14 protein-coding genes and 1 tRNA gene are annotated in these 14013 nt (G+C 68.9%); 10 read left to right on the forward strand and 5 right to left on the reverse strand.

What is annotated here, in order from left to right; genetic code table 11:
* The first annotated feature begins 47 nt into the window (after positions 1 to 47).
* The 5 genes from UO65_RS17300 (at position 48) to bdeA (ending at position 4853) form a co-directional block, all read left to right on the forward strand.
* Positions 48 to 851 (forward strand): nucleotidyltransferase domain-containing protein, encoded by an 804-nt coding sequence (locus UO65_RS17300; RefSeq protein ID WP_084175741.1) that lies wholly within the window; start codon positions 48 to 50, stop codon positions 849 to 851.
* Positions 852 to 1039: 188 nt separating this feature from the next.
* A complete protein-coding gene (locus UO65_RS17305) occupies positions 1040 to 1729 on the forward strand; it encodes a cutinase family protein (protein ID WP_084175744.1) in 690 nt (229 codons plus the stop codon).
* A gap of 333 nt (positions 1730 to 2062) precedes the next feature.
* The gene (locus UO65_RS17310; RefSeq protein ID WP_035283772.1) at positions 2063 to 3082 is read left to right on the forward strand and encodes an AraC family transcriptional regulator ligand-binding domain-containing protein; all 1020 of its coding nucleotides are present in this window, start codon (positions 2063 to 2065) and stop codon (positions 3080 to 3082) included.
* 10 nt (positions 3083 to 3092) lie between these two features.
* Entirely contained in the window at positions 3093 to 3689 is a 597-nt protein-coding gene (locus UO65_RS17315; protein WP_035283774.1) for a QsdR family transcriptional regulator, read from the forward strand.
* 237 nt (positions 3690 to 3926) lie between these two features.
* Positions 3927 to 4853, forward strand: a complete 927-nt coding sequence (gene bdeA, locus UO65_RS17320; RefSeq protein WP_035283776.1) for a bis(hydroxyethyl) terephthalate hydrolase — start codon at positions 3927 to 3929, stop codon at positions 4851 to 4853.
* 165 nt (positions 4854 to 5018) lie between these two features.
* Here the strand turns inward: bdeA and UO65_RS17325 are convergent, their stop codons facing one another.
* Genes UO65_RS17325 through queC form a run of 4 tightly spaced genes read right to left on the reverse strand, consistent with a single transcriptional unit; the run spans position 5019 to position 7499 of the window.
* Positions 5019 to 5813, reverse strand: a complete 795-nt coding sequence (locus UO65_RS17325; protein ID WP_063935960.1) for a GTP cyclohydrolase I FolE2 — start codon at positions 5811 to 5813, stop codon at positions 5019 to 5021.
* On the reverse strand, positions 5810 to 6169 hold the full coding sequence (gene queD / locus UO65_RS17330; protein WP_200873391.1) for a 6-carboxytetrahydropterin synthase QueD: 360 nt from the start codon (positions 6167 to 6169) through the stop codon (positions 5810 to 5812). The genes UO65_RS17325 and queD overlap by 4 nt, the downstream gene beginning before the upstream one ends.
* On the reverse strand, positions 6166 to 6801 hold the full coding sequence (gene queE / locus UO65_RS17335; RefSeq protein ID WP_035283782.1) for a 7-carboxy-7-deazaguanine synthase: 636 nt from the start codon (positions 6799 to 6801) through the stop codon (positions 6166 to 6168). Before queE ends, queD begins: the two co-directional genes overlap by 4 nt.
* Positions 6798 to 7499: a 7-cyano-7-deazaguanine synthase QueC gene (queC, locus tag UO65_RS17340; RefSeq protein WP_035283784.1), complete on the reverse strand. Its 702-nt coding sequence runs from the start codon at positions 7497 to 7499 to the stop codon at positions 6798 to 6800. The genes queE and queC overlap by 4 nt, the downstream gene beginning before the upstream one ends.
* Positions 7500 to 7629: 130 nt before the next feature.
* Between queC and UO65_RS17345 the strand changes: the two genes are divergently transcribed.
* Genes UO65_RS17345 through dbpB (UO65_RS17360) form a run of 4 tightly spaced genes read left to right on the forward strand, consistent with a single transcriptional unit; the run spans position 7630 to position 11991 of the window.
* Positions 7630 to 8499 (forward strand): hypothetical protein, encoded by an 870-nt coding sequence (locus UO65_RS17345; RefSeq protein WP_152552132.1) that lies wholly within the window; start codon positions 7630 to 7632, stop codon positions 8497 to 8499.
* Positions 8496 to 9620, forward strand: a complete 1125-nt coding sequence (gene dbpB / locus UO65_RS17350; protein WP_035283789.1) for a DGQHR domain-containing protein DpdB — start codon at positions 8496 to 8498, stop codon at positions 9618 to 9620. Before UO65_RS17345 ends, dbpB (UO65_RS17350) begins: the two co-directional genes overlap by 4 nt.
* Positions 9617 to 10843 (forward strand): tRNA-guanine transglycosylase DpdA, encoded by a 1227-nt coding sequence (gene dpdA, locus UO65_RS17355; protein ID WP_035283791.1) that lies wholly within the window; start codon positions 9617 to 9619, stop codon positions 10841 to 10843. The genes dbpB (UO65_RS17350) and dpdA overlap by 4 nt, the downstream gene beginning before the upstream one ends.
* 41 nt (positions 10844 to 10884) lie before the next feature.
* Positions 10885 to 11991, forward strand: coding sequence for a DGQHR domain-containing protein DpdB (gene dbpB, locus UO65_RS17360; RefSeq protein ID WP_035283792.1), 1107 nt, complete (start codon positions 10885 to 10887; stop codon positions 11989 to 11991).
* Between the two features lie 345 nt (positions 11992 to 12336).
* Here dbpB (UO65_RS17360) and UO65_RS17365 read toward each other — a convergent pair.
* Positions 12337 to 12411, reverse strand: a tRNA-Arg gene (locus UO65_RS17365).
* Between the two features lie 266 nt (positions 12412 to 12677).
* Between UO65_RS17365 and UO65_RS17370 the strand changes: the two genes are divergently transcribed.
* Entirely contained in the window at positions 12678 to 13778 is a 1101-nt protein-coding gene (locus tag UO65_RS17370; RefSeq protein WP_035283803.1) for an ABC transporter ATP-binding protein, read from the forward strand.
* Positions 13779 to 14013: the final 235 nt, after the last annotated feature.

Below are 14013 nucleotides of genomic sequence, written 5' to 3' on the forward strand. Positions count from 1 at the left end.
GGGAAAATCGGGTGTGACATGGTTGTCCGCCGTGCCACGATCAGCGGGTGGACACGATCGAGCAGCACACCGAGTACGGCGACCGCGACACCGCGCTGGGCGGGGAGATCCTGCGCACCGTCGTGGGTTCCGGCGTGCACGGCATCGCCATCGCGGGCACCGACGACCACGACGAGATGGGCGTGTTCGTCGAACCCGCGCCGGTCGTGCTCGGCGTGGCCGACCCGGTGCCCCACTACGTCTTCCGCACCCGACCCGAGGGCGCCCGCTCCGGCCCCGGCGACACCGACCTGGTCGCGTACTCGCTGCGCAAGTACCTGCGCCTGGTCGTCAAGGGAAACCCGACGGCGCTGCTGCCGCTGTACGCACCGGCGGAATCGGTCCTCGTGCGGACACCGCTGGGCGACGAACTGCGCGCACTGGCACCGAAAGCACTGTCGCAAGAGGCCGGGCACCGGTTCCTGGGCTACATGAACGCCCAGCGCGACCGACTGCTCGGCCGGGGCAGGCGCAGCGCCGTGCCCAACCGACCCGAACTGGTCGCGAAGCACGGCTACGACGTCAAGTACGCCTCCCACGCCCTGCGGTTGGCGTACCAGGGCCTGGAACTGGTCACCCGCGGCCACCTGACCCTGCCGATGCCCGAGTTCGAACGGGAACGCGCCCTGCGGGTCAAGCGCGGCGACGAACCCGATCTCACCGAGGTCCTGGCCGAGATCGCGGACGTGCAGTCGCGGGTCGAGGCGGCCCTGGCGGCCGGGGACACGCCGCTGCCGCCCACCCCCGACCTGGCGGCGGTCTCCGCGTGGTCGGCCGAGGCCCACCGGCGGCACTGGGCTGAGCACCGCTGAGAATTGCGCCCCAGGGGGAAAAGGCGCGTGCGAACGCTCTCCCCACCGCCCTGACGTGGCCGCCCGCGTCAGGGCGGTGGCCGCGAACGTCATCCCTCCCGAAGGCGGAGACGGCCCGTGGACACCACCGCGCACCCTGGTTAGCGTCCCGTTCCGGGTACGACGTCGTTTACCAGGAGGCATGGCTGATGAGTGACAAAGACGTGCGGGCACCGCGCAGTCGCAAGAAGCGGTGGGCACTGGCCGCCGCGGGCGCGCTCGCGGTGACCGGCGCACTGGCCGCCACCCCGCTGGTGGGCGGCGCGGCCGCGGCCGAGGGGCCCACCTGCTCGTCGCTGCACCTGGTCATCGCCCGCGGCACCACGGAATTCGGCCCCTACGGGTTCATCGTCGGCGACAACCTGTTCCCCGCGGTGAAGGCCAAGGTCCCCGACGCCACCGCCGCCGCGGTCGACTACCCGGCGAACTTCGACGCCTCCTCGCCCCGGCTGGGCAACCAGGCCGTGGTCGACCACCTGACCACGCGGTCAGCGCAGTGCCCGAACGAGCGCTACGCACTGGTCGGCTACTCGCAGGGCGCCCAGATCGTCAACGCCGCCCTGGGCGTCGACACCACCGGCACGATCAACGGCTCCCCACCCGTGGCGGTCCTGCCGCAGGCGCTGAACCCGCGGATCGCCTCCATCGTGTTCTACGGCAACCCGCTCAAGGGCATCTCCCGCCCGGTCCCGCCCGCGTTCCAGGACCGCGTGCTGGACAACTGCGCCGAGGGCGACCCGGTGTGCGAGGCGGGGGCGTTCAACATCCTCGCCCACCTGAGCTACGGCCTGAACGGCGACATCGCCAGGGGCGCGGACTTCATCGCCGCCCACCCCTGACCGACCTCCCGGCGAAGCCGCCGCCCCGCGGTTCCGCCGGGCCACCCGCCGGTCCTGCCCCCACCACCTCTGCTCGCCTCGCGCGCCCGTGTGCCGCCCTCCCGCAACTTCACCCTCCCAGGCGATGCCAAACGCGTCGAGTTGTCCACAGGCAAGATCCACATCGCCGCGAACCGCCGTCCGCACCGGTAGACTGGCCTCAAGGCCGCAGATCCCCTCGGGAGGGTGGGGGTTGTGGATGGAACGCGCGCGAGGATGTGGATCTTGCTCGCGGGTGGACCGGGTCCGGGGTGTGCTCTGCCGCCGCGCGGTCGGGTGCGTGATGATGCCGGGGTGAACGACGTCGTCTCGGGGTGGCCGCGCAGCCGGATGCTGGTCCTCGTCGCCCTGACGCGGCGGCACCGGGTGGACGAGGCGGTGCTGCTGGCCGGGTCGGAGTACACCGTGGCCGACCTGTCCGACCCGCGGCTGCTGCCCACCCGCGACGACGAGGCGGTGCTGGTCCGCAACCTCGTCCGCGCGCTCGGCGGCGCCCTCGGCCCGGCCGTGGAGGCCGGGCAGGACTTCCACGTCGGCGCCGTCTCCGCCTGGGGGCAGGCGATGCGCACCAGCCCCACCCTCGGCCACGCCCTGGCCCTGTCGCTCGACCTCACCGCGGCTGCCGACACCCTCGTGCACCTGCGCGCCGTCCCCGACGACGAGGTCACCCACCTGGTCTTCGACGCCGACCACCTGCCCGCCGACACCCGCGCCTTCCAGTCGGTGTGGATGATGGTCACCACCGCGATCATCAACCGGGAACTCCTCGGCCGCCCGACCCCGGTCGACTCGGTCCGCGTGCGGTGCGCGAAACCGCCGGACGCCCCGCTGGTCGACGACTTCTGGGGCGTCGAGGTCCAGTGGGACGCCCGGGTCACCTCGATCGGCGTGCCGCTCGCGGTCCTCGACGCACCCCTCCCGTCGGCCGACCCGCGCGCCCACGCGGAGGCGCTGCGGGAGTGCGAGCTGCTGTTCACCGACGACGTCGCCGTCCGCGCCCGGGCCGCGCTGGCCCGCGACCCGCAGAGCCGCCCGGCCGACACCGCCGCGGCCCTGGGCCTGTCCGAACGCACGCTCCGCCGCAGGCTCGCCGAGGCGGGCACCGCGCACCGCGAACTGGCCGCCGAGGCCCGGCTGGCCAGGGCCGCGGACCTGCTCACCGCGGGCCTGCCCCGGTCGGAGGTGGCCGCCCGGCTCGGCTTCACCGACACCTCGGCGTTCAGCCACGCCTTCAAGCGCTGGACCGGCGTGACCCCCACGGCCTGGCTGCGCTCCCGGCACCGGCCGTCCGAAGTCGAGGGCCCCGGGGACTAGGCTGCCGCGCGTGACCGTCTCGACCGACGACATCGTCCGGCACGCGGCCAGGGACCTCTTCAACGGAACGCGCCTCGACCTGAGCCGGATGTCGGCCGAACTGGGGATCTCCCGGGCCACCTTCTTCCGCCGGGTGGGCAACCGGGAAGACCTGATGGGCGCGGCGCTGCTGCTGCTGTCCGACCGCACCTGGGCGGACTCCATCGCCCGCTGGCACGGGACCCACGGCGACGCGCCGCGCGACGCCGACGGCAGGCTCCGCTGCCTGTGGGTCATGGAGACCTACCGCCGCGAGGTCGCGGCCAGCGACGGGCTGCGCAAGCTGATCGACAGCGAACCGGTGGTGGCCCTGCGGGTGCTCACCGACCCGCGCGGCCGCGTGCAGCCGACCCTCATCGAGGCGCACACGGCGCTGATCGGCGCGGACGTCGAAGCGGCGGGCCTGCGCCCGCTGGTGGGCCTGCCGGACCTGAGCTACGCCGTCGTCCGCCTCGGTGAGTCCTTTTTGTACGCCGACGTCCTGGCCTCGCGCCCGGTCGACCTCGCGGTGGCCACCACCCTCCTCGACACCCTGGTCCTGGGCGCACTGGGGACGCACGCGGGGTAGCCACGCAGGTGATCCCGCTCACCCGTTCAGGCGATGTGAAACATTTCGCCCGAGTGTTTCACTGACTGGGCGGTCGCACCCCCGGCCGCGGATTCCGCCCCCACCGCGTCCCAGTCGCGACCACCGGACGGCGGACGCGCAACAGCAGGATTTCCCCACCGGGAAACGGCTCCCCTGCTGAAGGCCACCACTCGCGGGCCGCGACGCCGCTGCCCCGAGCCAAGGGAAAGGTCAAAGATGACCCCACTCGCCAACCCCGCCACCCCTCCCGCCCGTCCCCGCCCCGCGGGCCGGTGGCGAACCCGGTTCGCCGCCCCCCTCGGCGTCGCCCTCGCCCTGGTCGCGGGCGCCACCACCGCGGTCGACGCGGCACCCCTCGCGGACAACCCGTACGAACGCGGCCCGGCCCCCACCACCTCCAGCATCGAAGCCTCCCGGGGCTCCTTCGCCACCGCCACCACCACGGTGTCCGGCCTCAGCGTCACCGGCTTCGGCGGCGGCACCATCTACTACCCCACCAGCACCGCCCAGGGCACCTTCGGCGCCGTCGCCGTCGCCCCCGGGTTCACCGCCTACCAGTCCAGCATGGCCTGGCTCGGCCCCCGCCTGGCCTCCCAGGGCTTCGTGGTGTTCACCATCGACACCAACACCACCCTCGACCAGCCCGACAGCCGGGGCAGGCAACTGCTCGCCGCCCTCGACTACCTCACCGAGCGCAGCTCCGTCCGCAGCCGCATCGACAGCAGCCGCCTCGGCGTCATCGGCCACTCCATGGGCGGCGGCGGAACCCTCGAAGCCGCCAGGTCCCGCCCCACCCTGCAGGCCGCGATCCCGCTGACCGGCTGGAACCTCACCACCAACTGGTCCGGCAACCGCGTCCCCACCCTCGTCGTCGGCGCCCAGTCCGACACGATCGCCCCGGTCGGCTCCCACTCGATCCCGTTCTACAACAGCCTGCCGTCCACCCTGGACAAGGCCTACCTGGAACTGCGCGGCGCCAGCCACTTCGCCCCCAACACGGCGAACACCACGATCGCCAAGTACACCATCTCCTGGCTCAAGCGCTTCATCGACAACGACACCCGCTACGAGCAGTTCCTCTGCCCGATCCCGTCCACCAACCTGCAGATCTCGGCCTTCCGCGGCAACTGCCCGCACTCCTGACAGCCGAACCGGCGGCCCCGCAGGACACCACGGTGTCCTGCGGGGCCGCGTTGACGTCAACCCGACATCGACAGGTACCCACTGATGACCGGGCTTCCCCGGAGCAGCCGAGGCGGTCTTGTCCCACGGCGAGCGCGATGCCCGCAGCCGGAGGTCGCCGGTGGGTCAGAGCCAACCCCGACTGGCCCCACCGTTGATCGTGGCCACCGCGTCGTGGCTGTGGATGCTCTCGAAGTTCCGCACCCGCACCTCGTGCGCCAGACCGCGCGACCGACAAGCCCCGGCCACCTCTCGGGCCATGTCCTCGACGAAGGCGGGGTGGTCGTAGGCCTGCATGGTCAGCACCCGCTCGTCCGATCGCTTGACGAGGGGGATGACCGGTGCGGAACCCGTGCCGTCCAACAGGTCCAGGGCCGTTCGGGCGGGCAGCGGGTACGGGTCATCGGCCGTTCCCTGGACAGCCAGGGTGATTTGGCTGCGCTGGTTGTGCGCGCCGTAGTCCGAGATGGTCTTCGAGCACGGGCAGAGGCTGGTCACCTCGCTGCGCACGGCTGAGGTGACCGCGCAGGAGGCGTCGTCGAGCGAAGCGATGATGGCGACGTCGTGCACGGTGATCGACTCCCGGTGCGAAGCGGGCGCCGTCACGGTGCGGGTCAGGGAGAAACCGGCGGTGATCTCGATCGAGGGGGCTTCCAGTTCGTCCATCCCGATCTTCAGGACCTGGGGCAACCGCCGCGGGTCGAGCACCTGCAGGTGCTCGTGGACCAAGGCCACCATCCGGCTCATGTGCGTGCCGCGGCGCTCGGGTTGCAGGCGGACGGTGACGGTGAAGTCCGCGATGGCCGACTGCTGGACCTCGCCGTCGTCGAAGGCCACGGGGTATCGCAACCCCGTGATCCCGACCTGGTCCACGCTGATCCCGCGTCGATCGAATTCGTTTTGCACGTCGTGCACAGTCACCTACCCCGGTAGATGCACCCTGAAGTGCAGGTTTCCCGCACACCCACCGCTGACAGGTCAGGCAGGGCGGGAAGCAGGCGGTCCCAGATCCACACCGCCAAGTTCTCGCTGGTCGGGTTCTCCAGGCCGGCGACCTCGTTCAGGTAGTGGTGGTCGAGTTGGTCCTCCAGTGGCTTGAAGGCCCGCTTGAGGTCTCCGAAGTCCATCACCCAACCCGGTGCGGGGTCCACAGGGGCGTCCACGTGCACGGTCACCCGGTACGAGTGGCCGTGCAGTCGTGCGCACTTATGGCCTTCCGGAACATTGGGAAGGCGGTGCGCGGCTTCGAAGGTGAACTCGCGGAAGATCTCCATCATCGAATCCCGATGTACTTGTGCGTCTGCAGGGACAGTGACCACTGCGGGTTCTTGAGGCAGTACTCGAGCGCGGCCCGCGTGTTCGCCTCCTGATCGGCGCTGTCCAGTGGCTGGAGGCGGAAGTGGCGGAAGTCGAGGTGCTCGAACTGGGCAGGATCTCCGCCCGCTTGGGGGTACACCAGCTTCAGTTCGTCCCCGCTGGTGAGCGCGAGGCCGGCGCCGATCTTCGGACTGACGCAGAGCCAATCGATCCCGGCGGGCGCGGGCCTGGTGCCGTTCGTCTCCACCGCGATCTCGAAGCCCCGTTCGTGCAGAGCGCGGGTCGCCGCCTCGTCGAGTTGCAGCAGTGGTTCGCCGCCCGTGCAGACGACGAAGCGGTGCTCCCCGCGCTCCGAGGGCCAGTGCGACTCGACCGCGTCGGCCAGGTCATCGGCCGTTGCGAACTTCCCTCCGCCATCCCCGTCGGTGCCGACGAAATCGGTGTCGCAGAACTGGCAGATCGCCCTGTGCCGGTCCTTTTCCATCCCGGTCCACAGGTTGCACCGGGAGAACCGGCAGAAAACCGCGGGCCTGCCCGCGTGGCTGCCTTCTCCCTGGAGGGTGTAGAAGATCTCTTTGATCAGGTAGGTCATGCGCCCGCGTTCTGGTACGGCGCCGGGTCGTCGATCCCGACCTCGGCGAAGCCCTTCAGGCGCAGCAGGCACGTGTCGCAGTGCCCGCACGCCCGACCCTGCGCGTCGGGGTCGTAGCAGCTCGAGGTGATCGAGTAGTCGACGCCCAGGCTGAGGCCCTTGCGGATGATGTCGGCCTTCGACAGGTCGATGAGCGGTGAATGCAGCTCCAGGCGGGTCTTGCCCTCGACCCCGGCCTTCGTCGCGAGGTTGGCCATCGTGGCGAAAGCATCCATGTACTCGGGCCTGCAGTCGGGGTATCCGCTGAAGTCGACGGCCGTGACGCCGGTGAAGATGTCCGTGGCACCCACGACCTCGGCGTAGGCCAGCGCGAACGACAGGAAGATCGTGTTGCGCGCGGGGACGTAGGTCACCGGAATGGTGTCCGCCTCGATCTGCTCGACGCTGTCGTGCTTGGGCACGGAGATGTCCGAGGTGAGCGCCGAACCACCGAAGACGCGCAGGTCGATGTCCGCGACGACGTGACGGGCCGCGCCCTGGGTCGTCGCCACCCGCTCCGCGGCTTGGAGTTCGATGCTGTGCCGCTGCCCGTACCGAAAGCTCAGCGCGTACGGCGTGAAGCCCTGATCGCGGGCGATGGCCAGCACCGTCGTGGAGTCGAGGCCGCCGCTCAGTAGTACGATCGCCGGTCGTTCCACCGACGTCACCCCCTTATTTGTGTCAAACAGTCCGGTGCATCGTAACGCGCTATCTGGCGGTAGAGTCGGATGCACCGGCGGCGAGTTACTCAGTAGGAGTTCAGGGGCAGTGAAGCAACTATCCGTAGTAGTGACTTGCACAGAGCGCAAGATCGCTGCTGTCAGCCCCGAGTTGCAGGTGCGGGCGCTGCCTCCCGGAACAGTGGACCACCGCGTGGGGATGTGGCACGAACGGCTGGGACTCGGCACGAGCGCCGTCCCGTTGATGAACCTCTACCAGGGGGAACACTGGGTTCAGACGCGCCTGCTCCTCGAGACCGCCCGGGCTGCCGGGTTCTCGCCGCGGTTGTGGGTGGCTTCGGCCGGGCTGGGTCTGCAGCCCGCCTCTGCCAGCTTCCCGGCCTACGCCGCCACCTTCAGCCCTCGCCACCACGACACGGTCGCTCCCACCGGAGTCGACCGCAGGCTGTGGTGGAAGGCCCTCGGTCGTCGTATGGGAACCCCGCGCCTGGCTGATCTCGGTGGGCGCAGGTCGGTGTTGCTGGTGCTCTCCGAGGGCTACGCGAACGTCCTGGAAGGTGAGGTCCGCGAACTGGCCGGAACCGGTGACGAGGTGGTCCTCGTCGGGGGGGCGGGCGATGTCGAGGGCATCCACCGCATCCGCGCCGACGGCAGCCTGCGTTCCGCGCTCGGTGGAACGATGACCGGCCTGAACGCCAGGATGGCCTCCGCTTGGTTGTCCCGGTGCGCGGATGGGCGGTTGATCTCCCCCACGACCAAGGGGGTGTGGACGCGGTGGGTCAACCGGGTGCGGATCGAGGAGCGCCACAACCGGGTGCCCATGACGGATGCCCAGGTGAAGAGCTACATCGGCAAGGCCGTCCTCGACCACCCGGGGTCTTCGAGGACGAGGTTGCACCGAATGTTGCGGGACAGCGGGAAGGCGTGCGAGCAGAAGCGGTTCGCCCAACTCTTCGCCGAGATGATGGGGGAACAGTGATCAAGCGCCGGGCATTGAAGATCAAGCAGCATCCGACCATCCCGTTGTACGTCTTCACCCTCACCGCGCAGGAGGTTGCCCAGGTCGCGGACATCGCGCGCATCTCCCGCGACGCGGCGGGCAAACTCCTGGGGTACCAACGCCCGGAAAAGCGCCAGCACGTCAACCAGATCCTGGAGTACCTGGATGGTGAGGACGTCCTCTTCCCCAACGGGCTGATCCTCGCCCTGCCCAAGTCGGTCAAGTTCCGGTCGAAACCGGGGCCGAGCGCCGAGTACGACAGGTTGACCGAGAGCGGCACCATCGAGATCCCGGTGGCCACCTCGGACGACGAGCCCCGCCCGGCCTGGATCGTCGACGGTCAGCAGCGCAGCGCCGCCTTGGCCCGTACGCGCAATTCCGGTCTGCCGGTGATCATCGCCGGGTTCGAGGCCGAGGACCTGGCCACCCAGCGCGACCAGTTCCTGCGGGTCAACACGGTCTCACCGCTGCCGACCAACCTGGTTTCGGAACTGCTGCCCGAGGTGTGGACACCGCTGCCCGCGAAGCTTTCCGCGCGGAAGTTGCCTTCGGCCCTGGTTGACCAACTCAACCAGGACCAGCACTCGCCGTTCCGCGGGTTGATCAAGCGCGCATCGACGGCGGCGGACCAGCGCGGCACCGCCGTCGTCACCGACAACAGCCTCATAGCGGCCATCGAGGAATCGTTGAACTCGTCGTCGGGAATCCTCTTCCTCCACCGGAACCTCTCGACGGGCACCACCGACACCGGTGCGATCAGGCGAATCCTCATCTCGTACTGGACCGCCGTGCGCGACACCTTCCCGACCGCCTGGGGTGTGCCACCGACGAAGAGCAGGTTGATGCACGGTGTCGGCATCCGCGCGATGGGCAGGCTCATGGACCGGGTGATGACGCACGTGGACCTCTCGGCGGACGACGTCGTCGAGCGCATCAGGGCGGAACTCGCACCGGTCGCCGCGCGGTGCCGCTGGACCAGTGGTCGGTGGGATGAACTCAACATCCCGTGGAACGAACTCCAGAACACACCCCGGCACATCAGCACCCTGTCCAACTTCATCGTTCGCGAATACGTGAGTTCGAGGTCGAATCCTTCGTGAAGTTCTTCTTTCCGGACAGCCAGGACCTGGTCAGCCCGACCTACGACTTCCTGCACGACGAGTACCTGGCCACCCGTGTCCGGCAGCGCGACGACGTGTACGCGCACGAAGTCGTCGTCCCGCCGCCCTATGACGGGATTCTCGTCAGCAAGGCCATCGTCGACCCCTCGGTCGCGCGGGGGGCGGGCAAGTACACCGCGCCGCAGCGGGCCAGGCTGTACCGCTTGGGCATTCGCAAGTTCTTCCGGCTCCCCCCCGCCATGTCCAGCATCGGCGACTGCGGCGCGTTCAACTACATCGATGAGGAGTACCCGCCCTACTCCGTCGATGAGGTGCTCGACTTCTACGAGGGCTGCCAGTTCGACGCGGGCGTCAGCATCGACCACGTGATCTTCGGTTACCTCCCCGAGGCAGGCGAGGCGGACGTCGACGCGGCCTGGGTCAAGCGCAGGCACATCTCCCTCGACCTGGGTGAGAAGTTCCTTGCGGAGTTGCGCAAGCGCGACAGTCCGCTGCAACCCGTCGGTGCCGCACAGGGTTGGAGTCCGGCGAGCTACGCCGACAGCGTCGTCCGCCTCCAGGAGATGGGTTACCGGCGGATCGCCCTGGGGGGGATGGTTCCCCTCAAGACCCCGGAGATCCTGGACTGCCTGCGGGAGATCGCCCCGAAGTTGCTCGACGGCACCGAACTGCACCTGCTCGGCATCAACAGGGTCGACAGCATGGAGCGGTTCGCCGAATGCGGCGTCACGAGTTTCGACAGCACCTCGGTGTTCCGACAGGCCTTCATGGACGACCGCAACAACTACCACACCGCGAACGAGTCCTACACCGCGATCCGCGTTCCCCAGGTTGACGGCAACCCAGCCCTGAAGCGCCGGATACTTTCGGGAATGGTTTCACAATCCGGGGCGATCGCCGCCGAACGCGCCTGCTTGTCCATCCTGCGCGCCTACGACAACGCGGGCGCCGGAATCGACGAGGTGCTCCAAGCGTTGGCCGTCTACGAGGAGTTGGTGCTGGGCAAGGATTCGAAGAAGAAATCCTACATCCCGCACTACCGGCGCACCCTCGAAAGTCTTCCCTGGAAGGACTGCCCGTGCGCCCTCTGTCGGGAGCACGGTGTCGAGATCGTCATCTTCCGGGGAACCGAGCGAAACAAGCGGCGTGGTTTCCACAATCTCAGCGTTCTCGAAGCAAGGATGCGTCAACTCGTTTACTGACTTGAGCGCTATGATGCACGCTCATCGACTTAGGAGAGCCTGTGGCTGACCGGTACACCCTGCGCCTGCCCGCACTGGAGGTGCGTCAGGGGCGTCGACGGATCTACTGCTTCGCCGTCGACGGCAAGAAGTTGCACAGCTTCGCCGCCGTGTCACGCATCCGCCGGGACGACGACGAGAAGCTGATGGGGTACCAGCGGCCGGAGGTCGGGGCCCACATCCGAGGCATCCGCAAGTACCTGGAGTCGGACGGAGCGATGCTCCCCAACGCGATCGTCGTCGCCTTCGACAACCGGGTCGAGTTCGTGCCCGCCCTCATGCAGGGTGAATTGGTCGACTACTCCGTCGCGGGTGAGTTGGTCATCCCGGTCGACGAGACCCTGCCGGACCACGAGAAGCCGGCCTGGCTCGTCGACGGTCAGCAGCGCAGCGCGGCCATCCGGGACGCTGATCTCGCGGAGTTCCCGGTGGCGGTGGTCGGCTTCATCGCCGACACGGAGGAGGAGCAGCGCTCGCAGTTCATCCTCGTCAACTCGACGAAGGCGCTGCCGAAGGGGCTCGTCCACGAACTCCTGCCGGACACGACCGGTCACCTGCCCCGCTCCTACCTGCGGCGCAAGTTGCCCGCGCAGTTGATGACCCGCTTGAACGGCGACCGACGAAGTCCGTTCTTCCGAATCATCGCCACGCCCACGGCCCCCGACGGGTACATCAAGGACAACAGCATTCTGAAGATGGTGGAGCACAGCCTGTTCGAGGGCGCTCTCTACCAGTACCGGAACCCGGTGGACGGGACGGGTGACGTCAAGCGCATGCTGCTCCACCTGATCGATTTCTGGACAGTGGTGCGCGACACCTTCCCCGACGAGTGGGCCAAACCCCCCAGGTACTCCCGTCTCACCCATGGTGTCGGTATCCAATCCCTCGGCTTCGTCATGGACAGCCTGACCGACGAACAGCCTGCGGAATCGGTGAAAACCCCCACGCTCTCCCGGGCCATCGAGGGACTTCGTCCGCACGTGGCGTGGACTTCGGGTAGTTGGAACTTCGCGGACGGGGAAGAGCGCAGGTGGAACAACCTGCAGAACACCCCCAATGACGTTCGGCAACTGACCACCCATCTCTTGCGGGTTCTCAGCAAGAAGTAGGAGTGGCGCCGGAGTACGACCTGCGCATTGATCGCGGTGTGCTTTCATATGCTCTCCCGGGGCGAGCGCACTCCAAGGCAGGGCGACATCACTCGCATGGGGGCAGCCGCCGCCACGTGCTTCAACATCACCGCCAAGTCCCAGGAAAGCAACCACCCACCGCGCGAACCTCGGTCGTCACCCGGGCGACAGCGATGATCGGCGCTGTCGCCCACGGCGCGAGCGCTGATGTTGCTGCGCGCCAACCCACTGGCCTCCGACGCCGGTCGTGGTGAACGGCCATTCCTCTGAGGAAAGCACAGAGCCCGCTGACAGCATGCTTGCTGGTCAGCGGGCTCTTGATGGTGGTGCCCCCGGCAGGATTCGAACCTGCGCTCCCGCCTCCGGAGGGCGGTGCTCTATCCCCTGAGCTACGGGGGCCCGTTGCTCGTTCGTGGAGGAGCTTAGCGCATGCCCACAACCGGGTTGTGGGCGGGAGGGGTGCCCGGACGGCGGTGCCCCGGTGACCGGGTTCCTCGGGAACGGGCGGGGCGCGCGGCGTGCGGTGCCCGGACGGGCCGGAAGTGGTGCCCGGGTGTGCCCGGGTCTCGGGTGGTGGGCCTGGTGTGGGGGTGTGACCTGGGGCATTCTGGGGGTTCGCGCCCGGGTTCGGGTGGGTGGCGGTGATCACTTGGAGGCGAGGCAGCGTGGCCGAGGTCCGGTATGAGGCGGCGTCGAGGGTGTATTCGGGGAGTCCGCCGGTTCGGGCGGTGGACGGGTTGGACCTCGAGGTGGCTGATGGGGAGTTTCTGGTCCTCGTGGGGCCCTCGGGGTCGGGGAAGTCGACGGCGCTGCGGATGTTGGCGGGGTTGGAGGACGTCAACGAGGGGGTCATCCGGATCGGGGATCGGGACGTCACCAATGTGCCGCCGAAGGGGCGGGATATCGCGATGGTGTTTCAGTCGTATGCGTTGTACCCGCACATGACGGTGGCGCAGAACATGGGGTTCGCGCTGAAGTTGCAGGGGTTGGCGAAGTCGGAGATCGAGACCAAGGTGCAGGAGGCTGCCAAGCTGCTTGACTTGGAGAAGTACCTGGCTCGGAAGCCGAAGGCGTTGTCGGGTGGGCAGCGGCAGCGGGTGGCGATGGGGCGGGCGATCGTGCGTGATCCGGCGGTGTTCTTGATGGATGAGCCGTTGTCGAACTTGGATGCGAAGTTGCGGGTGGAGACGCGGGCGAACATCGCGGCGTTGCAGCGGCGGTTGGGGACGACGACGATCTATGTGACGCATGATCAGGTTGAGGCGATGACGATGGGGCATCGGGTGGCGGTGCTCAAGGATGGGTTGTTGCAGCAGTGTGACACCCCGCGCGCTTTGTACGACCGGCCTGCGAATGCTTTTGTCGCGGGGTTCATCGGGTCGCCCGCGATGAACCTGCACGAGGCGCCGGTGACCGGGTCGGGGCTCAGGCTCGGTGGGCTCGACGTGGACCTGCCCCGTGCGGTGAACACCGCTGTGCGTGAGGCCGGGTTGGACAGGGTGACCGTGGGGGTGCGGCCGGAGTCGCTGGCGCCCGCGCCCTCGGGGACGGCGGGCGGGTTCGAGCTGGTGGTCGAACTGGTCGAGGAGTTGGGTGCCGACGCCCTGGTGCACGGGTCCGTGTTGGGGTCCGAGGGCGGCGACCGGCTGGTCATGCGGGTCGACGGGCGCACGCCGCCCGCCCTGGCCCAGACGGTCACGGTGACGGTTCGCGACGCCACCGAGCTGCACCTGTTCCACCCGGGGACCGGCGAGCGCCTGGTCTGAGTTCCGCGGAACCCCGCCGGGCCGCCGCGAGTGGCCCGGCGGGGTTCCGCGTGTCCGGGGTCAGGGTTGCTGTCCACTCTGGATCACCGGGTCCGTCCTCTCGGGAACGGACTGCAACTCCATGCCGCCCTTGGGGGGCTTGGTGTCCTCCTCCGGAGTGGGTTCCGGGGCCACGTGCGGGAGTGGGGTGGGCGGGGGCGGGGGCACGAGGACCGCCCGGGGGAGCGGCGTCGGG

This window comes from Actinokineospora spheciospongiae, assembly GCF_000564855.1.
GTDB classification, from domain to species: Bacteria; Actinomycetota; Actinomycetes; order Mycobacteriales; family Pseudonocardiaceae; genus Actinokineospora; species Actinokineospora spheciospongiae.